Origin of the sequence: Streptomyces silvae, assembly GCF_016745505.1 — a bacterium.
Lineage (GTDB): Bacteria > Actinomycetota > Actinomycetes > Streptomycetales > Streptomycetaceae > Streptomyces > Streptomyces silvae.
In genome coordinates this window covers 1-24058 of sequence record NZ_JAERUC010000135.1, presented here as the reverse complement: position 1 = coordinate 24058, position 24058 = coordinate 1, and the positions used below count along the sequence as shown (strand labels likewise).

Genomic DNA, 24058 nt, shown 5'->3' with positions numbered 1-24058 from the left:
TCACCAACCGCGCTGTCACATCCGTGTGCTGAGCCTGTGGTGCGTCTGTGAGTGCGCGGCGGAAGCGTCGCCGGCTGTATCCGCCCAGTTCAGCGGCGTGTCACCGAACTGTTCGCCTTGGGTGCCGCCATGGCTCTCCGCCCCGCCGGCGTACACCGCGTCCGCCGGCAGATGGACGGCGAACACCGTGCTGCCGGGCACGGAGCGCACCTCGGCCATCCCGCCGTGCGCGGCGACCACGGCCTGCACGATGGCGAGGCCCAGCCCCGTCGACCCGGCGTGCCGGGAGCGCGAGGCGTCGCCGCGCGCGAATCGTTCGAAGACCCGTGGCTGGAGCTCCGCGGGGATACCCGGCCCGTTGTCCTCGACCTCCAGCGTCACCCAGGGCAGCTCCCTGCGCGCCTGGCGCACGCGGACCGTGACGGTGGTCCCCGGCGGGGTGTGCGTACGGGCGTTCGCCAGCAGGTTGACCAGCACCTGCTGGATCCTGGTCGGGTCGGCGAGCACCGTCGCGGGGACCTCGGGCAGCTCCAGCCGCCAGTGGTGGGCAGCACCTTCGGTGGTGCGGTCCGCGACCCGGGCGTCGCTCACCGCGTCGATGACGAGCGGGGAGAGATCGGTGCTCTCGTACGAGAGCGGCCGTCCGGCGTCGAGACGTGCCAGGAGGAGCAGGTCCTCGACCATGCCGGTCATCCGCTCCGCCTCGGACTCGATCCGTCCCAGGGCGTGCCGGGTGTCGGGCCCGGTGTTCTCCCGTCCGCGCCGCGTCAGTTCGGCGTAGCCGCGGATCGAGGCGAGCGGGGTGCGCAGCTCATGGCTGGCGTCCGCGACGAACTGCCGTACGCGGGTCTCGCTCTTCTGCCGTGCCTCCAGCGCCGAACCGACATGGCCCAGCATCCTGTTGAGGGCCGCCCCGACCTGGCCGACCTCGGTACGGGGATCGGCCTCGGCGTCCGGGACCCGTTCGAGGAGGGCGACCTCGCCGCTGTGCAGCGGGAGTTCGGAGACCCGGGTCGCGGTGGCGGCCACCCGGCGCAGCGGGCGCAGGGCCACACCGACCATGGCGGCACCGGCGATCCCGGCGGCGATCAGCCCGGCGCCGGTGACGCAGACCTCGACGAGGATCAGGGTGGTGACGGCCTTGTCCACCTCGGCCGTCGGGATGCCGACCAGGACGGACGTGCCGCCTCCGGACGCTCCACCGGCAGCCGTGCCACCGCCGGACGCTCCGCCGACGGGCGAGTCACCACCGGACGCTCCACCGACGGATGTGCCGCCGGACGGGACGAGCTGCACGCGGTAGCGGCCGAGCCCGGGGAGCTCGACGTCGTGGGGTTCGCCGTCCGGGGCCACGTCGGCGCCTTCGAGGGCGTTCTTCTGCGCGTCGGTCAGTTCCTCGGTGCTCTCCCGGGCGTCCGGTCCCTTGACCACCTTCGATTCGGTGACGGACCCGCCGGAGACCACGGCCCCGAAGGTGTTGAACGCGCCCCTGCCGATGAAGGCCAGCGGTTCCTCGTCGCCGCCCTCCGGGCCGCCCCGGGCGGCCTTGCCGCTCCCCGGCGGAGGCTGCTGGGCCACCCTGGCGATGTCGCGCAGCTGGTCGTCGAGCTTCCCGTCCATGTAGCTCTGGAAGGCGATCGCGGTGACCGAGCCGATGACGGCGGCGACGACCGCGATGAGCGTCACCGCGTACACGACGAGCCGGGTCCGCAGGGTCCAGGGACGCTTCACGGTGCTCCTCCCGCCGCTCAGGGGCCTACTCACCCGGCTTGATGAGGTATCCCGCCCCACGCCGGGTGTGGATCATCGGGGTGCGCCCCGCGTCGATCTTCTTGCGCAGGTAGGAGATGTACAGCTCGACCACGTTGGCCTGGCCGCCGAAGTCGTAGTTCCAGACCCGGTCCAGGATCTGCGCCTTGCTGAGCACCCGGCGCGGATTGCGCATCAGGAAGCGCAGCAGCTCGAACTCGGTCGCGGTGAGATGGATCGAGTCGTCACCCCGGCTCACCTCGTGGCTGTCCTCGTCCAGCACCAGGTCGCCCACGACGAGCGTCGACTCGCTGCGGACCGAGGCGGTGCCGGAGCGGCGGATCAGCCCGCGCAGCCGTGCCACGACCTCCTCCAGGCTGAACGGCTTCGTGACGTAGTCGTCGCCGCCCGCCGTGAGCCCGGCGATCCGGTCCTCCACCGAGTCCCGCGCGGTCAGGAACAGCACGGGCACGTCGTTGAGCTCCCGCCGGAGCCTGCCGAGCACGGCCAGTCCGTCCATGTCGGGGAGCATCACGTCGAGGATCACCGCGTCGGGGCGGAAGTCGCGCGCCGTACGGACGGCACCCGCGCCGTCGCCGGCGCTGCGGACCTCCCACCCCTCGTACCGCAGGGCCATGGAGAGCAGCTCGGCAAGCGGCGCCTCGTCGTCCACGACCAGTACGCGGACGGGATGACGGTCGGGCCTGAGCAGTTCTGTGCGCCCCTGGGGCGAGGTCGTGGTCATGGCTCAAGCCTGTGAGACGGCCGTGAGAGAGACCTTTCGCCCACCTGTGAATTTCCTGAGAAACGGCGCGAGGGGCTACCGGAACAGCTCGCTCGCGTTCCCGTGGCAGACCGCCCGCAGCCACGCGTCGCCCAGCCCGAGCCGCTCCAGGGCGTGCAGCTGGTGGACGTACGGGTACGGAATGTTCGGGAAGTCCGTGCCGAGCAGGATCCGGTCCCCCAGATCGGCGAGGCGACCGCGGAGTCCGGCCGGGAACGGGGTGAAGCTCTCCGTGAAGTCCGTGAACGCCATGGTCGTGTCGAGGCGCACGCCGGGGTACGCCGCCGCGAGCTCCAGGAACTCCGCGTACTCCGGCATGCCCATGTGCGCCACCACCAGCTTCAGCCGGGGATGCCGGGACAGCAGCCGCCCGATGGGCTCCGGGCCCGTGTACGCGCCGGGCGCCGGCCCGGACCCGCAGTGCGTCACCACCGGGATGCCGGCCTCCGCGAGCAGCCCCCAGACGGCCTCCAGCAGCGGGTCGTTGGGATCGTAGGCCCCCACCTGGAGGTGCGACTTGAAGACGCGCGCCCCCGCCTCGACCGCCTCGCGCACATAGGCCCCCGCGCTCTCCTCCGGGAAGAACGTCGCGGTGTGCAGGCAGTCCGGCACGCGCGCGGCGAAGTCGGCCGCCCAGCCGTTCAGCCAGGCCGCCATGCCCGCCTTGTGCGGGTAGAGCATCGAGGTGAACCGGAGCACGCCGAACGAGCGCAGCAGCGCTAGGCGTTCGTCCTCGTCGCGCCGGTAGGTGATCGGCCACTCCAGCCCGGTCAGGGGGCCCGCGGAGTCGAAGTAGGCCCACACCTTGCTGAGCACCCGCTCCGGCATGAAGTGCGTGTGTACGTCGATGATCCCGGGCAGCCCGAGCCCCTGCCAGAACCGCACCACGTCCTCACGGTCACGGTCATCGATGCTCATCCGCCCCACCTGCCTCGTACGTCACCGGAACGATCCCCGGCGACGATCTCAGAACAGGCCGTCCTGCACACCACCGGCCCCCAGGGCCACGACCGGCACACTGATCCCGGCCCGCGCGTCGGCACCCACCAGGTCCCAGCCGGTGACGAGCCGCGTGTCCAGCACGACGATCCCCTCGGCCGCGGTCTCCAGGTGCAGATCGGGCCCGGCCGCGGCGACCAGCCGCCCGGCCACCACCCCGCCGGCCACCAGCCCGGTCACCACCCGTGCCGCAGGACCCGCAACGTCGAGGCCGAACACCCCGGCGTGGTCGACCGGCTCGAACGGCAGCCGCTCCAGCGCCTCCGGCCACCCGGCACCCTCCAGGGCGGCGGCCCGCCGGTACAGCGTCCCGATCTCGGCGGCCCGTTCCGCCGCCCCCGGCAGCTCGGCCCGCGCCGCGCGCTTGCGGGCGTACGGGATGCGGTCGGGCACCCCGAGCGCCGAGCGCAGCAGCTCCTCCGTGCGCCGCGCGGCCATCAGGGGACCGCGCCCCAGCCAGCTGAAGACCACGGCCCCCTGCTCCCGCAGCCGGGCGGCGCCCCGCGCCTCCCCGGTGATCCCGACCTTGACCATGCCCGGACCGAACCAGGCCAGGTAGACGCGGTACGGGCGCGGGTCGTCGGCGATCGTGTCGGCGGCCACCGAGTGCGCCCGGTCCAGCCGCGCGCACTCCGCGCACCGCGCCCCCGTGCTCCGTACGGGAACCGCGGCCCCGACCGGGCACGGGTTGCCGCGCGCCCCGACACAGTGCCGCTCCCCCTCGGCCCGGAACCCGAGCTCCTTCCCGTACGCCAGGACGCTCACCCGTCCCGGCCCGCCCCCGTCGCCCCGCGCCCACCCGAGCGCGGGCCCGTCGTGGGGCCAGCGCAGCCCGGTGCACCGCCAGCCGCTCATGCCACCCCTCTCGCACGTGCCTCACGCCCGTGCCTCACGCCCGTACAGATCTAGAGTAAGTTTCTAGAGAAACGCTCCAATTACCGTCTCCGGCGGTCCACACTGACCCCGTGTCCTTACCGGAGATCCCACTCTCGCTCACGCCGATGCAGGCCGCCGACGGCGCCGTCGTCACCGTCCCGCTCCCGACCGGCCCCACCCGCGTCCACCTCCCACCCGTCCAGGACGGCGACCTCGCCCGGATCCGGATCGACGGCCAGGAGGTGCTCCTGCGCATCCGGGTCGCCCGGCGCGGCTCGCCGCTCGGCCGCGCCTGGCCGGGGCTGCTCGGCATCGCCGCCGTGATCGCGCTGGCGGTGATCCTGGCCACCGGGCTCGACCACGACAGCACCCCCTCCCGCCCCTCGGCCGCCTCCTCCTCGTCCTTCGATCCGTACATCGACGACCCGTACGCGGAGGACACGAGCACCGAGGACCCGTACACCGAGGAACCCGCCGCCGCGGAGACCGAGGACGACGAGACGGAGGAGACCGAGGACCCCGCGACGGAGGACCCGTACACGGAGGACCCGTACGACACGGACGACGAGGCCGCCCCCGAACCGTACGAGAACGGCACCTGCCTCAACGGGACCCTGCCGGACTCCACGACCGCGCAGGAGGTCAGCGGGGTGGACGAGGTCTCCTGCTCGGCCTCCGACGCCCACTACCAGGTGATCCAGCGGTTCTCCTTCACCTCGGACATGAGCAGGTGCGAGGCCAACTCCGCCACCCAGTACGCCTTCTCGTACCGCTACACCCTCAACGGGACGGCGATCAACGAATACGTCTACTGCCTGATCGGCCTCGGCTCGTACGCACGCTGACGGCAGCCCGGCACTAGGATCCGGTCCATGGCTCTGACCATGAACGACATGGACCGGTTCGAGGCCTTCATGCCCCGCCTGGAGGCCATCGCCTACCGCCTCCTGGGCTCGGCGAGCGATGCCGAGGACGCCGTGCAGGACACGTTCCTGCGCTGGCAGGCCGCCGACATCGACCGCATCGAGGTCCCCGAGGCCTGGCTGACGAAGGTGCTCACCAACCTGTGCCTCAACCAGCTCACCTCGGCGCGCGCCCGGCGCGAGACCTACGTCGGCCAGTGGCTGCCCGAGCCGCTGCTCGCCGGTGACCCGATGCTCGGCCCCGCCGACACCGCCGAGCAGCGCGAGTCCGTCTCGTACGCCGTCCTCCGTCTCATGGAACGCCTCTCCCCCAACGAGCGGGTGGTGTACGTGCTGCGGGAGGCCTTCGACTACCCGCACCGGAGGATCGCGGAGATCCTCGACATCACCGAGGCCTCCTGCCAGCAGATCTTCCACCGCGCCAAGAAGCACGTCGCGGACGGCAAGGCCCGCGCGGACATCGACGAGGCAGCCGCCCGGCGGATCGTCGAGGAGTTCCTCGCGGCCGCCACCAGCGGCCGGACCGAGCCGCTCGTGCGGCTGCTCACCGACGACGCCATCTCCATCGGCGACGGCGGCGGGAAGGTGCCGGCCCGCGCCAAGGCGTTCGAGGGAGCGGTCGCGGTCGCCACGTTCATGCGGGGCCTGTTCAAGCCCGGCAAGGCCAAGCGCACCATCGCCGGCGGCTCGGCCGAGGTGTACGCCACGACCGCCAACAACGCCCCCGCCGTGGTGGCGGTCGTCGACGGCCGGATCATCGGCGTCATGTGCCTCCAGGTCACCGGCGACGGCATCGCGACGATCCTCAACCAGGTCAACCCCGACAAGCTCGAACGCGCGACCGCGCGATGGGCGGCCTCCGACCACGGAGACCCCCTGTTCACCGCCTTCTGACACCCCCCACCCACACTGTGACCTGCTTCACACCACCTACCTGTCAGGAAAGGCGGGGCTGCCCGGTTCAAGGGGTGAAACCGCGCGAGACAGGAGCAGGGAAATGAAGCACCGCATCATCGTCCTTGGAGCCGGCTACACCGGAGCCTCCGCCGCCGGCCGCCTCGCCAGGCGCCTGCGCCGCGAGGACGTCGCCATCACCCTCGTCACCGCCGAGCCCGACTTCGTCGAGCGCGTCCGGATGCACCAGCTGGCGACCGGCCAGGACCTCAGGCCCCGGCCCTTCAGCGAGATGTTCGCGGGCACCGGCGTCGAGCTGAGGTTCGCGCAGGTCACCGGTGTCGACGTCGGCCGCAGGACCGTCGCCGTCACCGACGCGGACGGCGCCGGGGAGCTGGAGTACGACAGCCTGGTGTACGCCCTCGGCAGCGGCTGGAACAGCCAGGGCGTCCCCGGAACCGACGAGCACGCGTACGAGATCGCCGGCCGCCCCGGGGCGCTCCGGCTGCGCGAGCGCCTGGCCGGCCTGGACGCCGGAGCGCCGGTGGTCGTCATCGGCGGCGGCCTGACCGGCCTGGAGGCGGCGACCGAGATCGCCGAGACCCGCCCGGACCTCGACGTCGCACTCGCGATCCGCGGCGGGCTCGGCGACACGTTCTCACCCAAGGGCCGGCAGCACCTGCGGAAGGTCCTCGCGCATCTCGGCATCACCGTGCACGAGCACTCCGCCGTCACCGCCGTGGAGGCCGACCGCGTCACCACCGCGGACGGCACGTCCCTCCCCTCCGCGGCCACGGTGTGGACCACCGGCTTCGCGGTCCACCCGATCGCGAAGGCCACCGCCCTGGAGGCCTCCGACACCGGCCAGATCGTGGTCGACGGGGCCATGCGCTCGGTCTCGCACCCGGACGTGTACGCGATCGGCGACGCGGCCCTGGTGCAGGGCCCCGGCGACAAGCCGCTGCGGATGTCGTGCGCCTCGGGCATCCCGACCGCCTGGCAGGCCGCCGACTCGATCGCGGCCACCCTGACCGGCGGAAAGCCCCCGACGGTGCCGCTGCGCTACTTCAACCAGTGCATCTCCCTGGGCCGCAGGGAAGGCCTGATCCAGTACGTCACCGCCGACGACCGAGCCGTCCGAGCAGCCCTGACCGGCCGCCTGGCCGCGCTCTACAAGGAACTGGTCTGCAAGGGCGCGGCCTGGGGCGTGGCCAACCCGACGTTCGGCCTCCCGTCCAAGCGCCGCCCGGTCATCCAGAACCGGACCCCGGCCATCGCACCGCTCACGGAGTCAGCCTGACCATCCGCCGCCTGCGGGGCCCGGGCACCGCCGAGCGCGGTCGACCGGGCCCGGTCGGGAGGCATGCGGTGAGGGGGCCACACCGGGCGTACAGGCAGGGCGGCCGGGACAGTCAGGCCCGCTCGTCGTCCTCCGCCTCGCCGTCGCCGGATGTGTCGGGCTCAGGGGTCGTCCTGATCTGCAGATGCCCGTCCGTGCCGAACATGGCGATCAACTGCGACAGATGTGCCCGGGCCATGCTGCGGCCGGAGATCTCCCCCGGAGTCATTCGCACACCTCCAGGGCCGCCCAGACGATCTTGCCCCAACGTCGCTTGTCCGTCCCCCAGTCGGCAGCCAGCGCCGCCACCAGGAACAGCCCTCGCCCGTCCTCGTCGTCGTCGCCTGCCGCGCGCTCTGCCGGCCGTACCTGGGAGAAGTCCGCGACAGCCACCCGTACCGTCCGCAGGCCGGTTCGCTCCACCAGCACGCGGATGGATCTTCCCCGTGCGTGCCGTACGGCGTTGGCGACCAGTTCGGTCGTGACCAGAGCACTGTCCTCGGCCAACTCCTCCAGCCCCCAGCAGGAAAGGGCGGCATGCGTGAGGCGCCGGGCGATGGCGGCACTCTCCGCTACGCGCGGCAGCGTCTCGCTGTAGCCGGGGTGCCCGGTCGGGCGAACCTGTGTTGCCGATTGCGGCATGTCGGTCCGCTCTTTCAGCTCGGCCGAGCCCCGGGGCCGGTCGCACGGCCGCCGGAGCGCTGTCCTCTCATGGAAGCGACATGCCGGTCACGCTGACAGGGGCGTAACGTCCCACTTTCAGCCCGCTATTCGCCGACCCCCAGGAACTCTGCCAACGGCCGGAGTCCCGGCGGGTGATTGGGGAGCGCCCAGAGGTCACGCACGATGGCCACGGCCAGCGTGTGGTGCCGCATCCACGTCGGTGCCACGCGGCGCAAGGACTCCAGGGTCTTCACCGCTCCGGCCGCGTCCCCGGTGTCCGAGTGGGCTCGGGCCACGTCCAGCAACAGCCACGTCCGCCAGGACGGCGGCGTGTCCTTGCTCAGCCGCATCCCCTTGGCCAGCGCCAAGGCATCCTGCGGGTGGCCGTACTGGACGGCAAGCCGGACGCGTTCGATGCGGACCGACGACGGGCTGAAGACACTGACCATGCGGTTGTCGCCGTGGTCGGGCAGCTTCGCGACGCGGGCGGCCTCCTTCTCAGCCGTCTCCATCATCGCCGCCGCCCGCTCGTAGTCGCCGCTCCGGGCGGCAGACGTGGCGGCGCTCATGGTCAGCGCACCCCATACCTTCAGGCCGTCGGCCACGTCGGTATGCCCCTGGTCCGCCATGTCGTCGGCGGCGCGGAGGGCGATGCTCAACGCGTCTTCCAAACGCCCTTGCCGCTGATAGGTCCACGCCGTGGAGTTGACGATCATCGGCAGGAGCAGCGGGTCGGAGGACTGTCCCGCAGCCTCTGTCGCGCGTTCCAGACTGATGAGAGCGAGGTCGGTCTTACCCATGCGCACGGCGACGTGCCCGGCGAGCTGAAGTGCCTTGCCCAGAGCCGCAGACCCGGCCCGCCGGTCGGCCTCGTTGTCCGAGGCCGCAGCCCCACGCGCATCCGCAATCAGCTCCGGCAGCGCCTTCATCACCGTGTCGAACTCGGCGGAGTGGTACTGGGTCCAACCGTCCGCGATCTGCTCGCGCAGAAGGTCCAACGAGAAGTCGGGACCTGGCGGCTCCGGCGCCGGCTGCCAGAGCACCGGCATGATGGCGCGGCGCACCGCCACGAAGCGCGGCCCGTCGCTCTCCCCGGTGGAGGTCACGGCGGGCGGGTCACCCAGAAGCGTGGTCAGCTCCACACCAAGGCCGTTCGCCAACGCGTGGAGTGTGGGGAGGCGGGCCGAATGCTTCCGCCCTTGTTCGAGCTGCCGAATGACATCGACGGACACATCGGACCGCTCAGCCAGCTCTTCTTGCGTGAGGGAGCCCAGCCGACGCAAACGGCGCAGGGTCCGTCCCAGGTCATCGTGTGCCACGCCGCCACGGTACGCCCGGCAGGACCGGGAACGGGCGCCGATCAACGGCAGCCTCCCTCACGCTCCTGGTCGTCCACGATCGATACGGGCACGGCGCACCCCGGTGAACTCGTACACCAGCACCTCCTCCACGATCCGGTTCGTGTAGAGACGGCGGGTGTCCCTCTCACCGAGGTTCTCCAGAGCGGCCAGCACCAGCCCCGGGTCCGTCACAGCGGCCGACCGTAACTGGACGACCTCCGTACGCGTCAGCCCGTCGATGCCGTCCACCGGCACCGCGCCGCCGGCGGACTCGGCGGACGACTCCCGCACCTCGGTCACGGCCCGCCGGAACGCCTCCGGCGGCTCCGCATCCCCATGTCCCAAGGGCACTTCCCGATCACGCGCCAGAACCGCAGTGATCCAGGCCGCCGGTCGGACCGGCCGCCACCCGACGGCCGAGCCGCAGAGCTCCGCCGCGATGTCGCGGACATCAAGGCCCCGGTCGATGAGCGGGCGCAGCGCATACGCGAGGCGACGCAACCCCTCGCACTGCGTCCAGTCCACGAGTGGTCGCACCTGCCGGGCGACGGCGATGTCACAGGCGACCTGGAGCGGAGACCGCCGCCGCCCGCGATCGGCTGTCGCGCGCCTGCGCGACGTGTAGTTCGACTTCCCACTCACATCAGCTGTACGTCGGTCGTGGTGGGGCGCGGAAGAATGGGGCGCACAGCCGCCTGAACTGCGCTTTCCCGAAGCCGAGTTATCCACAGCCCGACGCCTCTCCTGCGCGGCTTCCACCGCACGATCCCGGCCCGCATCCGTCACCCCGCACACCCGCGCCCCGTACCCGGCGCCCTCCAGACGGTGGCCCATCGCCGAGTCGTACGCGGCCGGGATCGTCGCCGCGTAGATCGTCGCCATGCCCGCGTACCGGCGGCCGGGCAGGTGCAGGTTCCGCTTGGTCCCGTGCCGCTGCCACACCAGCGCGCCCAGCTCCCGCAACACCCGGACGTGTCGCTTCACCGTCGCCGCCGACACCCCGCATCGGGCAGCGGTGCCCTCCAGGTCGTACAGGACGAGGCCGAGCCCGTAGTCCATCCGCCCGGCCAGATCGCGCGCGACGGCCAGCGTCGTCGCCCCGGCACGTCGGTGCAGGCCCGCCTCGACGAGCCACACCACGGCCCGCAGCCACGCGCCCGGCTGAGCGCGGCGGGAGGCCGTCGTGTCGAGCTCTTGCAAGGGGCGGGGCACGGGGATCCATGCCGAATCCGGGCATGCTGAAGAAGCGCAGCACGAAGCCGCGCCGGTGGGGTGGCGCATCACAGTCCGTGGGGTGTGGGGCGGCCGGCGAGGCCGCGGGGATCACAGAAGAAAGGGCCGTTCCGGACGGCTCAGGGCATGGGTGCGGTCACCACGCGCGTACTGGCCAAACGATCGGACGCGAATCCTTCTCGTCAGGGTGAATCTCGGATCGGCAGAGTGATGACCCGCCGGTCGCTACGGCCGGGCGGCGGTCTCCACACCGCCCGGCCGTTCTCATCCGGCGGCAGGCCCTTGCGCTTCCCGGTCGGCCCTGCGCCGCTGCGCTCCGCTCTGGCCCTTGCCGATCTGCTGGGCACGAGCGGCGGAGATACCTCCGAGGAGCTGCCCGATTTCCTTCCATGTCCTGCCTTGTTCCTTCAGGGCATTGACGCGCTGCTGCCGCAGTTGTCGGAGTTTCGTCTGGTAGCTGGGCCAGTCCTCCAACGCCCGCGACACCGCCACGGCGCACGCCTCGTCGTCCTCGATGTCCCTGAATGCCGCGATGGCTTCCACGAGGCGCTTCACCTCCTGGGTCTGCTCAGGGTCATTCGTCATTCCCGCGCTCCCTCCAGCGGCGCGGCCAACACGACTGTAAACCCCGGGCTTGACGCGATTCAAGCCCGGGGTTTAACTTCGTTCTCGCGAGGCCGACCAACGGTCCCGTAGCAACAGAACGGCCCCGGCCCGGAGTTCGCACCTCCACATGGCCGGGGCCAGTCAGAACCCTGAGATCACCAGGAGACCGACCATGCGCCATCCTTCCACCCCGGACTCCCCGCCCGACAGGCGGCTCGTCACGCTGCCGCCGATCGTGGCGCTGTCCGCACAGCAGCAGCGAGGCGTGCACTGCGTCTTCTGCGGTACGACCCTGTGCACCGGGGCGGTCCGCGACCTCGGCCCGCAACTGATCGAGGTACATGGATCGGTGGTCCGCTGGTTCCCCCGCAGCTGCCTGTCCTGCCCGAAGGAACAGGAATGCCGCTGATGTGCGACCGCTGCGGCAGGCCGATCACCCCCGGAGACGAGGAGCACCTGCTGATCCACGGTGCGTCGGGGGCGGGCGGAGTCGTCACCGTCCACAGGAGACTCTGCGCCCGGCCACGGACACGCTCCGCTCCTGATCGAAGGAGTTGACGCACGGCAGACGAACGACGGTGTGGGTGCCAGGCACTGACGCCAGGCCCTCGACGCCCGGCTGTCAGTGCCGCATGGGACTGTGCCGCCATGACGACAACGACAGAGCTCACCCTCTTCGCCGACTACTTCCAGATACACGTATCCGACGCGGATTCGGACGGCGATCTGAGCGACGCATGGACTGAACAGGCCGTTGCCGATCACCTCGCTGTTGCACCGGACGCGCTTGGCGTCGGCACGGTGGTCAATGTCGACGTATCCGTCACTGTCGTCGTTCTCCCTCAGGAGCCGAGTGATGACAGCTCGGAATTCGATCACGTCGTTGAGGCCAGCCTCGATGTGTCGTTGGGCCATCTGACGGTTCTGGGCTGCACGGACTACGCCCCCGAAGCGGCTACCTTCGAGGTCCCACCTGGCTGGAACCGCATCCGCGTGTCCCGGAGCAACTTGGCTCGGGCGGCTAAGGCTGACGTCGACTCTCACGAGAGCCCCGAGACCACTGAGCAGATCCGGATCCAGGTGTGGGCGGCCCCGGAAAGCCCAGCAAAGATCATCAAGCGGTGGTCTTAGCCCGACGGGCTTTGCACACGCCCGGCGGGCCGGAGCGCAGCAGCCGGGCGCTTTGACGAAGTGGGGAGACTCCTGGCTCGCTATGCCCCCGTGGCTTCGAGCGTGGCACGGTTGGCCTTGATACGTGCCGCGAGGGCGACCAGCGAGCACTCGACTCGGGCCCCGGTGATCGGGTCGAAGTCCGACACGGCAGGTGCTGCCGGGAGGTAGTCGGAGGGATAGATTCCCCAGCCTTCGATCAAGCTCCAACCAGCCTGGACCTCGGCGGCCTCCCCATCGGCAGACGTCACACGGAGCCAGGCCGTGCACTGGTCGGAGAAGTCGTACGGCAGGTAGGCAGTACCGCCTCCGCCCCTGAGGTCGGCAACCTGCGAACTCCACTGCTCCAGCAGGCGCGAGAGCCTGTGGCCAAGGCCTCCGGGGACGCTTGGAGAGTCGTCCAACGCAAAGTAGTAGGAGTCGCAGCCGTGTTGGTAAGTACCGATGCACAGGCGGAGGTCATTGTGAGACCCCTTCGTGCGGACACGGTCAAAGTGCAGCGCGACATCCGTCGACATGAGTGTCCCCCTTCAGCGAGCTCGTGATGAGGTGCTTGCCCTCGTGGCCCCGCACGTGAGGCCGGCCCGGCCAACCCCACCATGCACTCCTCCTGCCGAGCCCTGCCCCCCAGCCGTGCGCCACTTATGCCCCCGCCTGTACGCGCCGCCTCGGCACACGCCCCCGAGCGGCACGAGCGGACACGGTCCACGGGGTGCGTTTCGCCGCCGTACGACAACGCGAGAGGCCCCCAGGATTTCTCCTGGGGGCCTCTCGCCTGCTGTGCACTCGGCAGGATTCGAACCTGCAACCTTCTGATCCGTAGTCAGATGCTCTATCCGTTAAGCTACGAGTGCGTGTCCTTGGCCTGAGCCTCGGTCCCGCCTCCCGGGCTTTTCTGCCCTGTCGGCGTTGCGAGAACAACATTACATGACCTGCGCCGTGACGCGAAATCCATTACCCAGACAGCTGCTGACCTGCGGAAACAGCGTTCTGAGACGACCTTCCGCGGCCCGGGTACGACCGAAGCCCCGTGCCTGGGGCACGGGGCTTCGGGTTGCTGCGGAGGCGGAGGGATTTGAACCCTCGATGGGCTTTAAGACCCAAACCGCATTAGCAGTGCGGCGCCATAGACCGGACTAGGCGACGCCTCCAGCACACCCCGCGCAAGCGCGGGTGGTGCGTGCAGATGATGACACAGACGAGCGCGGTGTCACCAATCGCCGCCCACGGTACTAGGCAGGTGGGCGGCGAGGCAAAGCGCCCTGCGGGGGTGTCCGTCCGGGCTCCGGCCGGGGTCACCGGTCCGGTGTTCCCGCCCGGCCCGCCGGACCATCGATCAGATGTTCGTGGGGACTCTTCCGGTCGGCCCAACCCGAGTTGCGCAACGTGCGGGCGTAAGGAGCGTTAGAGAGGACGAGGGCTCCGCCCTCGTCCGTCACCCCCGTGTGCCCGGCCCGCGCCTCCACCCGGCGCGTACCGGAGCAGGCCCGGCGCGCTCCTGGGCGCGCCAGAACAACAGGAGCCCCGCATGCTGCGCCGTCTCACCCTCACCGCCGTCGCCTCCCTGGCCGTGCTGTCCGCCGCCGCGCCCGCCGCCACGGCCGCGTCCCCTCTCGTACCGCTGCCCCCGCTCCCCGTGCTCCACGGGGACTGGCCGACGGCGCGGGACACCACGACCCGGCTCACCGTGACGGTCTCGGAGTCCGGCAACCCGGCGGCCGACGGCGTCTTCGAGCTGGAGTGCGACCCGGCCGGCGGCAGCCACCCCGCCGCGCAGCGCGCCTGCGACCTGCTGGACGAGGCCGCCGAGGCGGGGGACAACCCGTTCGTGGCCACGGACCGCAACGCCATGTGCACCCAGCAGGCCGGCGGCCCGGCCGCCGCCCGGGTCCAGGGCACCTGGCAGGGCGAGGACGTCGACGCGCGCTTCAGCCGGGCCAACGGCTGCGAGATCTCGCGCTGGAACAGCCTCGTGCCCGTACTGCCCTCCGCGCGGTAGCCGCTCCCGCGCCACCGGGTAGCCGGTTCGGCTCAGCGGTGTAGCCGGTTCGGCGGGGCGTGCGCCGGGGACTTCGGCAGGGTCCGACGGCGCGCACCGGGGCGCGAAAGGGGCGCCCCGGACGCCTTGCCGGCCCGGTTCCGGTGCCGTCCGGGGTGGTCCCCGGCGGACCACCGGGGCGCATCCGCGCACGTCAGAGGGGGCGCTCGCCGTCGTGGCACAGGCCACCGGCGTACACCGTGTGCACAGAACCTTGGTGAGAGCTCCCCCTCATCCGCCGCCCGCCATGCGCTCCCTGCCTTTAGACTCCTCCAGTGACAGCCTGAGGCCCGAGGGGCAGGATGGGGCCCGCTGTCGGCAAGGTGCGGTATTCAGGGAGGAAGCGTCTCGTGAGCAGCAGGCCATCCCGAGGCGCTGCTCGCCTCGCAGCCATACTCGACGCCCTCCCGGACGGGCTCCTGCTCGTCAACTGCAACGGCACGGTCGTCAACGCCAACACCATCGCCCTCGAAATGTTCGAGACCCCGGGCACCGCGCTCGTGGGGCGCGGACTGCTCGATCTGCTTCCGGAGTTCGACTCCAGGCTGATCCCGGGGTCGATGCGCAGGCCGGACGCTGCGGACGAGCAGGGCAGGACCAAGCCGACGCGGATGACCGCGCGCCGGACCGACGGCACGGAGTATCCCGTCGAGGTCACCAGTGCCTCCCTGGACAGCGGCCAGGCCGGTTACAACGACATCCACTCCAGCTACACCGGCGACGAACTGCTCATGCTCGTCGTACGGGACCTCTCCGGCACCGTCGACACCGAGGCCGAGCTGGCCCGTTCGCAGCGCCAGACCGAGATGATCCTGCGGGCCGCCTCCGAAGGTGTCGTCGGCACGGACACGGACGGCCGGGTCGTCCTGGTCAACCCCGCCGCCGCCCACATCCTCGGCTTCCGCGCCAGCGACCTCGGCGGCAAGGAGCTCCACCCGCTGATCCTGCACTCGCGCGCGGAGGGCGAGCCGTTCCCGTACGAGGAGTCGCCGCTCGCCGACACCCTGCGCTCCGGTCGCAAGCACCGGGTGCGCGGGCAGGTGCTCTGGTCCAAGAGCGGCGCGCAGGTCCCGGTGGACCTGACGACCGCGCCGGTGCGGGACGGCGACCAGTTGGTCGGCGCCGTCATGACGTTCACCGACCGCAGGCCGTACGAGGAACTGACACAGCAGCACACCGACGAGGTCGCCGGGCTGACCGAGCGGCACGCCGCCGAGATCGCCGAGCTCACCGAGAGCCACCGCGCCGAGGTCGCCGCGCTCACCGAGCGGCACGCGGCCGAGTCCGCCGACCGGACCGAGCGGTACGCCTCCGAGCTGGAGGAGCAGTCGGAGCGCCTCACTTCACTCGAAGCCCAGCACACCCAGCTGACCGCCGTGCTGGGCGAGTCCCTGCGCGGGCCGCTGGAGGAGCTGCGCGGCGAGTTGTCGGCCCTCGCCGCCGACCCGGCCGGCCAGCTCTGGCCCGAGGCCAACCAGATCCTGCACCATCTCGCCGCGGGTTACGCGCGCATGACGACGCTCGTCGACAACGTGCTGAGCTACCAGCGCCTGGACACCGGCGCCGAGGAGCTCGTCAAGCAGACGGTGCTGCTCGACGCGGTGGTGACCGCGGGCATCGACGGTGCCGTCGAGCTGATCGGCCCCGGGCGGGCGCAGTTCGCGGTGCACGCCCCGCCGATCGAGGCCGAGGTCGACGCGGGCCGGCTGATCACGGCGCTCGCCCATCTCGTCGCCGACGTGGCCGGTGTCGACTCGACCGGCAAGGCCCGGCCGGTGCCGGGCGGCGGCTACGTCGACTCCACGGTCGTGGTGGCCGCTGCGCAGCGCGGTGACGTCGTACGGATCGAGGTGCGCGGGCCGTTCGCCGGGGGCGACCCGGTGCACGTGCCGATCGTGCGCGGGATCGTACGGGCGCACGGCGGTGTCCTCCAGACGCACGAGATGGCCGGGATGAGCGGCAGCGCGTACGTCCTCGAAGTCCCGCTCGGTACGGGCGCGGGAACCGTCACGCCGCCCGCACCGCTCGCGGTGCCCGAGGAGGCCGCCGTAGCGGAGCCCGCCCCGCAGCAGCCCGCACAGGGCGGCCGGCGTCGGGCGCGCAGGGCGTCGACGGACGCGTTCCTGGACAGCCCCGTAGACGCGGCGGCGGACGGCCCGGAGTCCGGTGACACCGCCGCGGCGGAGCCGACCGGGCGGCGCAGGGCGCGCCGTGGGTCCCCGGCCCCGCAGGAGCAGCCCCAGGGACAGGAACTGACCCCGCATCGGCCGAGCGAGGGCTCCGGTCGCAGGCGCGGCCGGCCCAGCCCCGCGGAGACCGGTACGGACGCGGCACCCGAGCAGGCCCGGCAGGCGCTGGCGCTCCCCGCCGCGGCCTCCGCGCCTTCCGAGGGGTCCGTGGTCACGGCGGCCGAGGGCGCGCAGGGAGGTGGCGGCCGTCCGCAGCGCGGGCAGACCGTGCCTCCCCAGGGCGTGCCGCAGAACGCCTCCGCGCGCCACGGCGGCGGCAGGCCGGCGCTGCCCGCCCTCGCCTCGTCCGAGGCCGCCGGGCAGCAGGAGCAGCCGCGCCAGGAGCAGTCGGCGCAGCAGCCCGGAGGACGGCGGGCCCGCCGCGCTCTCGCCGCCGCGCAGGAACGCGCCGCCGCGGCCGAGCCGTCGGGGCCGCGTACCGCTTTCGCGCTGCCGCCCGCCGCGGCGGACCGGATCCCGCCGGTCGCCCCGGGCTCGCCCGTGGTGGCCCCGCCGACCGCCGCCCCGGCCTCGCCCGCCCCGCAGCCGGTTCCGGCCGCGAACCGGCAGGCGCCCGCCGCTGGTCAGCCGCTCCCGGCCGCGGAAGGGCCGCTCCCCGAGCGCCACGACGCCGTACGGACCGCTCCGGACGCGGACCACACCCCTCCGCAGCCGCACCCCGTGCCGTCCGGCCGCCGCAGGGCACGGCCCGCGGAGGCGCCGGAGCCGCAGGCCGGCCCCGGGCACCCCGTTCCCGGGCAGCCGCTGCCCGCCGTCCCGCCGCAGCCCGACTGGGCGCAGGGCGTCGCCCCGGTGCAGGGTCCGGTCGCGCAGACCCCCGAGGAGGCCGGCGACGAGGCCTGGGCAGCCCCCGGCAGCACCGCGCACACCACGGGCACCGTCGCGGCCCAGGCCGGGGCGCCCGCGCCCGAGCCCGCTCCCGCCCCGGAGCCGCATCCGGCCGACGGCGACGCGCCGGCCCCCGTGCCGGACGCGCGACGCCAGCCGCTGCCCGCCGAGGCGCCCATGCCGTCCTCGGACTCGACCCAGGGGCGTGCGTTCAGCGTGCGGACGCTGGGCCAGGGCGTGCCCTTCGCGCAGCACCTCGCGCATCAGCAGAACCAGACGCTCAGCGGTGCCGGGCGGCGCCGTAAGCTCGCTGCCCCGCCCGAGGCCGAGCGCCCGGCCCCGGCGGCCATGGCTCCGGTGCCGCCGCAGCCCGCCCCGGCCCCCGTACCGCCGCAGCCCGGTGCCGCCCAGGGGAGCACGGTGCAGGGTTCCGGGCAGCTGATCTCCCCGCCCGCTTCCGAGGGACGCTCGTACGCGATAGGCGCCCCCGACGCGGGTGCCGAGGGCCCGGAGCCGCTGGACGGCCCCGGTGGCGCCGTCGAGGTGGCCAACCGCCCGCAGCCGCAGCCCGTCGATGACGAGCTGCCCCCGGAGCCGCTGGACAACCCGCGGCGGCTGCTCGTCTGGCCCGCCCCGGACGTCTCCACCCAGCAGGCCCTCAGCGACCGCGGCTACCGCCCGGTGATCGTGCACTCCCGCGAGGAGGTGGACGCCCAGATCGCGGCGTTCCCCGCCGCGCTGTTCGTCGACCCGCTGACCGGCCCGATCACCCGTACGGCGCTCCAGTCGCTGCGACAGGCGGCCGTGGCGGCGGAGGTCCCGGTGCTGGTGACGGCCGGCCTGGGGCAGGCGACCAGGGAAGCGGCGTACGGCGCCGACCCGGCCGTGCTCCTCAAGGCGCTCGCCCCGCGCGACAGCGACCAGCACCCCCCGAGGGTCCTGGTGATCGAGGAGCACGAGGAGATCGCCCTGGCGCTGACCGAGACGCTGGAGCGGCGCGGCATGCAGGTCGCCCGGGCGTCGGGCGACAGCGAGGCGGTCGACATCGCGACCCGGATGCGCCCGAACCTGGTGGTGATGGACCTGATGCAGGTACGCCGCCGGCGCGCCGGGATCATCGACTGGCTCCGCGCCAACGGCTCGCTGAACCACACGCCGCTGGTCGTCTACACCTCCGCCGGCATGGAGGAGGCGGACCTGCCGAGGCTCGCCTCCGGGGAGACGGTGCTCTTCCTCGCCGAGCGCTCGACCAGCGACGAGGTGCAGTCCAGGATCGTGGACCTGCTCGCGAAGATAGGGACGAACTGACGCCCCGGCACCATCGGGCGCGCACGACGAGGGCGGTACGGATCTTCCCGTACCGCCCTCGTCCTGTGCCGTGACCCGGTGACGTACGCGGGCCGGCCGGCTCAGAGCTGCGTGATGTCCAGCTCGCCCTGCGCGTACTGCTTGCGGATCACCTTCTTGTCGAACTTCCCGACGCTCGTCTTCGGTACGGACGCGATGACCGACCAGCGCTCCGGCAGCTGCCACTTGGCGATGCCCGACTCGGCGAGGAACACCTTCAGCGCCTCGTAGTCGGCGGTGGCGCCCTCCTTGAGGACGACCGTCGCGAGCGGGCGCTCGCCCCACTTCTCGTCCGGGACGGCCACGACGGCGGCCTCGGCAACGTCCGGGTGCGCCATCAGGGCGTTCTCCAGCTCGACGCTGGAGATCCACTCGCCGCCGGACTTGATGACGTCCTTGGCGCGGTCCGTCAGCGTGAGGAACCCGTCCTCGCTGATGACACCGACGTCGCCGGTCTTCAGCCAGCCGTCCTCGCTGAACTTGTCCTCGGGCCGCAGCGCCTCGCCGTCGGCACCGCCGTAGTACGCGCCGGCGATCCAGGCTCCCCGCACCTCCAGCTCACCGGCCGACTCGTTGTCCCACGGGAGGTGTTCGCCGCCGGGTCCGACGAGCCGCGCCTCGACACCGGCCGGGAAGCGGCCCTGGGTGATGCGGTAGGGCCACTCCTGCTCCTCGGTCAGCCCGGCGGGCGGGTTGGCCATGGTGCCGAGCGGCGAGGTCTCCGTCATGCCCCAGGCGTGGCAGAGGCGGACACCGAGCTTGTCGTACGCCTCCATCAGGGAGGGCGGACAGGCGGCGCCGCCGATCGTGACGTTGGCCATGGAGGTGAGGTCGCGGGGGTTGGCGGTGACCTCGGCGAGCAGTCCCTGCCAGATGGTGGGGACGGCGGCGGCGTGCGTCGGGCGCTCGCGCTCGATCATGTCGGCGAGCGGCGCGGGCTGGAGGAAACGGTCCGGCATCAGCATGTTGACGCCGGACATGAACGTCGCGTGCGGCAGTCCCCAGGCGTTGACGTGGAACTGCGGGACCACGACCAGGGTGGTGTCCTTGTCCGTCAGGCCCATCGACTCGCACATGTTGACCTGCATGGAGTGCAGGTAGATCGAGCGGTGGGAGTAGACGACGCCCTTGGGGTCCCCGGTGGTGCCGGAGGTGTAGCACATGGCGGCGGCCTGGCGTTCGTCCAGCTCGGGCCAGTCGTACGTGGTGGGCCGGCCGGCGATCAGCTCCTCGTACTCGTGCACCCGCACCGACGCGCCGTCCAGCACGGAGCGGTCACCGGGGCCCGAGACGACGACATGGTCGAGGGAGGTCAGCTGGGGGAGCAGTGGCGCGAGGAGCGGCAGCAGCGAACCGTTGACGATGACGACCTTGTCGTCGGCGTGCTCGACGATCCAGACCAGCTGCTCGGCGGGCAGCCGGAGGTTCAGGGTGTGGAGCACCGCGCCCATCGACGGGATGGCGAGGTACGCCTCCACGTGCTCCGCGTTGTTCCACATGAGGGTGGCGACCCGCTGGTCGCCGTCGATGCCGAGTTCGTCGTGCAGGGCGTGGGCGAGCTGGGTGGCTCGCCGCCCGATCTCGGCGAAGCTTCGCCGGTGCGGCTCCGGCTCTCCGGTCCAGGTCGTGACCTGCGACTTCCCGTGGATGGTCATCCCATGGCTCAGGATGCGGGTGACAGTCAGCGGTACGTCCTGCATGGTGCTGAGCACGGCGTCCTCCCGGTGGGCGCTACGCGGCGGTAGGTTTCCGCTGATTCTGCGCACATACCACGCGGTATGTCACTACTCCCGGGAGTACGAATCGGTGTCGGCCGGAAGAAACGGGCCGGAGGAGGGCGGCGGGAAGGACGCGGATCACCTGCACGGAAGGCGTCGGGGCGGGCGGCGCCGGGGGATTCGAGGCCGGCGGCGCGAAGGGGCGTCGGTCAGCGTCGGGTCAGCGCCGGTCAACGGACCGGGGTCAGCCCGGGGTCCTCGCGGAGCTTCCCGAGCGCCCGGGACACGGCGCTCTTGACCGTACCGATGGAGACGCCCAGCACCTCGGCCGTCTGGGCCTCGCTGAGGTCCTCGTAGTACCTCAGGACGACCATGGCCCGCTGGCGGTCCGGGAGCTTGAGCACGGCGCGCCACATCGCGTCGTGCAGCGTCTGCTGCTCGGCCGGGTCCGGCGCGGGGGCGGCCTCCCTCTCGGGCACCTCCTCGCAGGCGAACTCGTCGACCTTGCGCTTGCGCCACTGCGAGGTACGGGTGTTCACCAGGGCGCGGCGGACGTAACCGTCGAGCGCCCGGTGGTCCTCGATCCGCTCCCAGGCGACGTACGTCTTGGTGAGCGCGGTCTGCAGCAGGTCCTCGGCGTCGCTCGGGTTCGCGGTGAGGGAACGCGCGGTGCGCAGCAGTACGGGGCCCCGGGCCCGCACGTACGACGAGAACGACGGGTAGCGGCGGTGTCCGGCGGAGGCAGCGGCCGCCCTGGAGGCGCCGGTGCAGACTGGCGTGGTCATGAACTCCACGCTAGGAGCGGGGGCGGACGAGGGGATCGGCCCCAGGTCCCGAAGCCACGTCCGCCTCAGGTTGTAGGGGCCGGGCGGGCCCCACCTCCTGAAGGTGGAGGGTGGGGCCGCCCACGTCAGGGTCCTCACCCCAGGGTCCGCCCCTCCTCCCTCACGAGGGGCGGCCCGTGCGGCAGCGGCGCGACGCCACCGCACGGGCCCCCGGTCAGTTCACCCAGAGCGGCGTGAAGGTCACGTAGACGTTGTACGTGGACTGGTCGATGTAGGCGAACGGCGAGTGGCTGACCTGCACCGTGTTGCTGTGGTTGGAGGCACCGAGGCCGACGGCCTGCTGCTGGGACGTGGACGAGTTGCCGGAGTTGTTCCCGCCGACGCCTCCGTTCCCGATGGTCGCCACCGCCGCGTTCGATCCGTCGTTCGCGAACGCGCCGTTGTCGGCGACCGCCACCCCTCCGAACAACGCGGCGGCGAGAGGCAGAGCGGCGACGGCGGCGAGGGCGCGAGCGGTACGGATACGTGCCATGTCAATTCCTCCAGGAAGCGAGAACGCTGCTCGATACGGCTGGGTTCCGGAGCGGTTGGCCGACCGCCCCGGTGCTGATCACGACGTCGCGGGAGCAGAACTGCCCACCGCATCCCCGGCGAACCACCCAGAACGCGCGATTCCCCCGCACGTATGAGGAACACCCGATAAACCTCCCGGGCCGTCCCGTCGAACCCGCCTGACGGGCCCCTCTTCCATTCTTCGAACGCTTGTACGAAAATGGCTCCATGGCCACCACCCACCGGCAGACCGCCACCCTGGCCCTCGCCCACGCACTCTCCGCCGCCGAACGTGGGCTCCCCGTCTTCCCGCTGTCCGCCACCAAGCTCCCCGCACTGCGCTCCCCCCACCACGACGAGGACCCTCCCGTGCACTGCCGGGGCGCCTGCGGGCTGCCCGGCCACGGGGTCCACGACGCCACCACCGACCCGGCGGCCGTCCGCGCGCTCTTCGCCGCCGCGCCCAGGGCCACCGGGTACGGCATCGCCTGCGGGCGGGAGCCGCACCGTCTCATCGGCATCGACCTCGACATCGACACCGCCCACGGCAACGACTCCGTCGCCGCCCTCCAGCACCTGGCGCTCCAGCACCTGTTCACCATCCCGGCCACCGTCACCGTGCTCACACCCAGCGGCGGCCGGCACCTCTGGCTGACAGGACCGTCCGGCGTCTCCGTGCCCAACTCCGCGAGCCGCCTCGCACCCGGCATCGACGTACGGGGGGCGGGCGGCTATCTGGTCGGCCCCGGCTCGGTCACGACCCACGGCCGCTACCGGCTCGCGCCCGGCACGGCTCACTTCGCCCCCGCGCCCTGCCCCCGCGCCCTCCTGCGCCTGCTCACGCCCCCGCCGCGCCCGCACCACGCCACCGCCGGCCACGCGACACCCGACCGGCAGGGGCAGGGCCTGGTCCAGTTCGTACGGGCCGCACACGAGGGCCAGCGCAACACCCGTCTGTTCTGGGCGGCCTGCCGCGCGTACGAACACGGCTTCGGCGACGCCCTCGCGGACGCCCTCACCGACGCCGCGGTCGGCACGGGCCTCACCGAACAGGAGGCCCGCGCCGCGATCGCCTCGGCCGCCCGCCTCACCGATCCGCGGCGGAGCCTCTGACCGGGCCTCAGGCTCCGTACCCCGGACCGAGTCCCGGACCGGTCCCTCACGCCCCGGACAGGCGCCCCGCGCCCCGTCACCCCCTGCGCGGCCCCGCCTCCTCCGCGACCCGGGCGAGCGCGCGGACGAGAGCCGTCTCGGCGGCCGTGGGCCATATGAGGGCCCAGCGTCCCGTCGGGGCGTCGTACGGATGGAGATACCGAAGGCCCGGCCAGGGGTAGTAGCGGGCGGCGTCGCCGTGCACCAGAGAGATCGCCTCGCCCGCCGCGACCACGGCGGCGACCTCCTGGAAGGTGGAGACCTTAGGGCCGCGCCGGATCGGCCGGCCGCTGGGGGTGTGGGTGGGGACCAGTGTCTGCAGCCAGTACTCGGGGACGGGCAGCGCGGAGTGCGGCAGGGTCCAGTCAGCCAGGTCCTCCATGCCGACCGTCTCGCGGGAGGCGAGGGGATGGTCGGCGGCCACCATGAGGAGCAGCGGGTCGGTGACCACCAGCGGGCCGACCGTGAGGTCCGGCTCACGGACTGGCAGCCAGGAGGTCGCCACCTCCACCGAGCCGTTGCGGAGGGGTCCGAAGGGGTCGGTGAAGTGGACCTCCCGGATCTGGAGGTCGACCTCGGGGTGCCGGGCGCGGAAGAGGTTGATGATGTGCGCGCAGTCGTGCGCCTGGGGGCCGTACAGCCCCAGGGTCAGCGTGCTCGTGCCGCCCTGGGCGGCAGTCGTGGCCGCACGGGTGCCGTCGATGATCCGCCGGTAGCCCACGCTGAGGTCGTCGCGCAACTGCGTCCCGATGGGGGTGAGCTCGACCTTGCGACTGGTACGGGCGAACAGGCGCGCGCCGATCCGCCGCTCCT

Annotated in this window: 22 protein-coding genes and 2 tRNA genes; 8 read left to right on the top strand and 16 right to left on the bottom strand. The window is 72.2% G+C overall.

All coding sequences use genetic code 11. The features are described 5' to 3' along the window. Window positions 1–15: 15 nt before the first annotated feature. The 4 genes from JKV81_RS20430 to JKV81_RS20415 form a co-directional block, all read right to left on the bottom strand. Window positions 16–1731, bottom strand: a complete 1716-nt coding sequence (locus JKV81_RS20430; RefSeq protein WP_129264669.1) for a HAMP domain-containing sensor histidine kinase — start codon at window positions 1729–1731, stop codon at window positions 16–18. Window positions 1732–1756: 25 nt separating this feature from the next. After that, on the bottom strand, window positions 1757–2494 hold the full coding sequence (locus JKV81_RS20425; protein WP_099173180.1) for a response regulator transcription factor: 738 nt from the start codon (window positions 2492–2494) through the stop codon (window positions 1757–1759). A 75-nt stretch (window positions 2495–2569) separates the two neighbouring features. Next, window positions 2570–3451 carry an amidohydrolase family protein gene (locus JKV81_RS20420; RefSeq protein ID WP_129264668.1) on the bottom strand — a complete coding sequence of 294 codons (882 nt, stop codon included), beginning with the start codon at window positions 3449–3451 and terminating at the stop codon, window positions 2570–2572. 48 nt (window positions 3452–3499) lie between these two features. Beyond that, window positions 3500–4387, bottom strand: coding sequence for a DUF2797 domain-containing protein (locus JKV81_RS20415; protein ID WP_202077080.1), 888 nt, complete (start codon window positions 4385–4387; stop codon window positions 3500–3502). A gap of 110 nt (window positions 4388–4497) precedes the next feature. On the opposite strand from JKV81_RS20415, the gene JKV81_RS20410 reads away from it, so the two are divergent. The 3 genes from JKV81_RS20410 to JKV81_RS20400 all read left to right on the top strand — a co-directional run bounded on the left by JKV81_RS20410 (window position 4498) and on the right by JKV81_RS20400 (window position 7525). Beyond that, a complete protein-coding gene (locus tag JKV81_RS20410; RefSeq protein WP_129264666.1) occupies window positions 4498–5253 on the top strand; it encodes an LppU/SCO3897 family protein in 756 nt (251 codons plus the stop codon). A gap of 27 nt (window positions 5254–5280) precedes the next feature. Further along, window positions 5281–6225, top strand: a complete 945-nt coding sequence (locus JKV81_RS20405) for an RNA polymerase sigma-70 factor (protein ID WP_129264665.1) — start codon at window positions 5281–5283, stop codon at window positions 6223–6225. Between the two features lie 103 nt (window positions 6226–6328). Next, window positions 6329–7525 carry an NAD(P)/FAD-dependent oxidoreductase gene (locus JKV81_RS20400; protein ID WP_202077078.1) on the top strand — a complete coding sequence of 399 codons (1197 nt, stop codon included), beginning with the start codon at window positions 6329–6331 and terminating at the stop codon, window positions 7523–7525. Between the two features lie 112 nt (window positions 7526–7637). Here JKV81_RS20400 and JKV81_RS20395 read toward each other — a convergent pair whose 3' ends face one another. The 5 genes from JKV81_RS20395 to JKV81_RS20375 all read right to left on the bottom strand — a co-directional run bounded on the left by JKV81_RS20395 (window position 7638) and on the right by JKV81_RS20375 (window position 11385). Continuing rightward, the gene (locus JKV81_RS20395) at window positions 7638–7793 is read right to left on the bottom strand and encodes a hypothetical protein (RefSeq protein WP_202077076.1); all 156 of its coding nucleotides are present in this window, start codon (window positions 7791–7793) and stop codon (window positions 7638–7640) included. Beyond that, a complete protein-coding gene (locus JKV81_RS20390) occupies window positions 7790–8206 on the bottom strand; it encodes an ATP-binding protein (RefSeq protein ID WP_202077074.1) in 417 nt (138 codons plus the stop codon). The genes JKV81_RS20395 and JKV81_RS20390 overlap by 4 nt, the downstream gene beginning before the upstream one ends. A 125-nt stretch (window positions 8207–8331) precedes the next feature. Continuing rightward, window positions 8332–9546 (bottom strand): helix-turn-helix domain-containing protein, encoded by a 1215-nt coding sequence (locus JKV81_RS20385; RefSeq protein WP_202077073.1) that lies wholly within the window; start codon window positions 9544–9546, stop codon window positions 8332–8334. A gap of 57 nt (window positions 9547–9603) precedes the next feature. Then, the gene (locus JKV81_RS20380) at window positions 9604–10779 is read right to left on the bottom strand and encodes a cell wall protein (RefSeq protein ID WP_202077071.1); all 1176 of its coding nucleotides are present in this window, start codon (window positions 10777–10779) and stop codon (window positions 9604–9606) included. Between the two features lie 285 nt (window positions 10780–11064). Continuing rightward, on the bottom strand, window positions 11065–11385 hold the full coding sequence (locus JKV81_RS20375) for a hypothetical protein (RefSeq protein WP_129264660.1): 321 nt from the start codon (window positions 11383–11385) through the stop codon (window positions 11065–11067). 193 nt (window positions 11386–11578) lie between these two features. Between JKV81_RS20375 and JKV81_RS20370 the strand changes: the two genes are divergently transcribed. After that, complete coding sequence (locus tag JKV81_RS20370; protein WP_129264659.1) at window positions 11579–11815, top strand: hypothetical protein; 237 nt, start codon at window positions 11579–11581, stop codon at window positions 11813–11815. Between the two features lie 239 nt (window positions 11816–12054). Then, entirely contained in the window at window positions 12055–12537 is a 483-nt protein-coding gene (locus JKV81_RS20365) for a hypothetical protein (protein ID WP_202077069.1), read from the top strand. An 80-nt stretch (window positions 12538–12617) separates the two neighbouring features. Here JKV81_RS20365 and JKV81_RS20360 read toward each other — a convergent pair whose 3' ends face one another. The 3 genes from JKV81_RS20360 to JKV81_RS20350 form a co-directional block, all read right to left on the bottom strand. Next, the gene (locus JKV81_RS20360) at window positions 12618–13094 is read right to left on the bottom strand and encodes a hypothetical protein (RefSeq protein ID WP_129264657.1); all 477 of its coding nucleotides are present in this window, start codon (window positions 13092–13094) and stop codon (window positions 12618–12620) included. A 263-nt stretch (window positions 13095–13357) separates the two neighbouring features. Further along, window positions 13358–13430 (bottom strand) — tRNA-Arg (locus tag JKV81_RS20355). 206 nt (window positions 13431–13636) lie between these two features. Next, a tRNA-Ser gene (locus tag JKV81_RS20350) sits at window positions 13637–13727 on the bottom strand. 377 nt (window positions 13728–14104) lie between these two features. Between JKV81_RS20350 and JKV81_RS20345 the strand changes: the two genes are divergently transcribed. Both JKV81_RS20345 and JKV81_RS20340 read left to right on the top strand, forming a co-directional pair. Further along, window positions 14105–14575, top strand: a complete 471-nt coding sequence (locus JKV81_RS20345; RefSeq protein ID WP_202077067.1) for an SSI family serine proteinase inhibitor — start codon at window positions 14105–14107, stop codon at window positions 14573–14575. 389 nt (window positions 14576–14964) lie between these two features. Then, complete coding sequence (locus tag JKV81_RS20340; RefSeq protein WP_202077066.1) at window positions 14965–18999, top strand: response regulator; 4035 nt, start codon at window positions 14965–14967, stop codon at window positions 18997–18999. A gap of 101 nt (window positions 19000–19100) precedes the next feature. Here JKV81_RS20340 and JKV81_RS20335 read toward each other — a convergent pair whose 3' ends face one another. The 3 genes from JKV81_RS20335 to JKV81_RS20325 form a co-directional block, all read right to left on the bottom strand. Beyond that, window positions 19101–20750: a long-chain fatty acid--CoA ligase gene (locus JKV81_RS20335; RefSeq protein ID WP_129264654.1), complete on the bottom strand. Its 1650-nt coding sequence runs from the start codon at window positions 20748–20750 to the stop codon at window positions 19101–19103. Window positions 20751–20986: 236 nt separating this feature from the next. Next, the gene (locus tag JKV81_RS20330) at window positions 20987–21541 is read right to left on the bottom strand and encodes a SigE family RNA polymerase sigma factor (RefSeq protein WP_129264653.1); all 555 of its coding nucleotides are present in this window, start codon (window positions 21539–21541) and stop codon (window positions 20987–20989) included. A 214-nt stretch (window positions 21542–21755) separates the two neighbouring features. Next, the gene (locus JKV81_RS20325) at window positions 21756–22073 is read right to left on the bottom strand and encodes a hypothetical protein (RefSeq protein ID WP_099173195.1); all 318 of its coding nucleotides are present in this window, start codon (window positions 22071–22073) and stop codon (window positions 21756–21758) included. A gap of 248 nt (window positions 22074–22321) precedes the next feature. Here JKV81_RS20325 and JKV81_RS20320 point away from each other — a divergent pair, with 248 nt between their 5' ends. Next, window positions 22322–23206 (top strand): bifunctional DNA primase/polymerase, encoded by an 885-nt coding sequence (locus JKV81_RS20320; RefSeq protein WP_129264652.1) that lies wholly within the window; start codon window positions 22322–22324, stop codon window positions 23204–23206. Window positions 23207–23282: 76 nt separating this feature from the next. Here the strand turns inward: JKV81_RS20320 and JKV81_RS20315 are convergent. Further along, a partial coding sequence (locus JKV81_RS20315) for a LysR family transcriptional regulator (RefSeq protein ID WP_202077064.1) occupies window positions 23283–24058 on the bottom strand: 776 nt, incomplete at its 5' end.